2 pseudogenes are annotated in these 809 nt (G+C 59.2%); both read left to right on the top strand.

The window, feature by feature from the left end:
• Positions 1-311: pseudogene (locus FQU96_RS41975) on the top strand (MFS transporter); the annotation flags it as partial.
• Positions 312-390: 79 nt separating this feature from the next.
• A pseudogene (gene lacI / locus FQU96_RS41980) lies at positions 391-809 on the top strand (DNA-binding transcriptional repressor LacI); the annotation flags it as partial.

Raw genomic sequence — 809 nt, forward strand, 5'->3', positions numbered from 1 at the left:
ATTTCGCGGGATCGAGATCGATCTCGATCCTCTACGCCGGACGCATCGTGGCCGGCATCACCGGCGCCACAGGTGCGGTTGCTGGCGCCTATATCGCCGACATCACCGATGGGGAAGATCGGGCTCGCCACTTCGGGCTCATGAGCGCTTGTTTCGGCGTGGGTATGGTGGCAGGCCCCGTGGCCGGGGGACTGTTGGGCGCCATCTCCTTGCATGCACCATTCCTTGCGGCGGCGGTGCTCAACGGCCTCAACCTACTACTGGGCTGCTTCCTAATGCAGGAGTCGCATAAGGGAGAGCGTCGAGATCCCGGACACCATCGAATGGCGCAAAACCTTTCGCGGTATGGCATGATAGCGCCCGGAAGAGAGTCAATTCAGGGTGGTGAATGTGAAACCAGTAACGTTATACGATGTCGCAGAGTATGCCGGTGTCTCTTATCAGACCGTTTCCCGCGTGGTGAACCAGGCCAGCCACGTTTCTGCGAAAACGCGGGAAAAAGTGGAAGCGGCGATGGCGGAGCTGAATTACATTCCCAACCGCGTGGCACAACAACTGGCGGGCAAACAGTCGTTGCTGATTGGCGTTGCCACCTCCAGTCTGGCCCTGCACGCGCCGTCGCAAATTGTCGCGGCGATTAAATCTCGCGCCGATCAACTGGGTGCCAGCGTGGTGGTGTCGATGGTAGAACGAAGCGGCGTCGAAGCCTGTAAAGCGGCGGTGCACAATCTTCTCGCGCAACGCGTCAGTGGGCTGATCATTAACTATCCGCTGGATGACCAGGATGCCATTGCTGTGGAAGCTGCCTG

Source organism: Reyranella sp. CPCC 100927 (assembly GCF_007859315.1).
GTDB lineage: Bacteria > Pseudomonadota > Alphaproteobacteria > Reyranellales > Reyranellaceae > Vineibacter.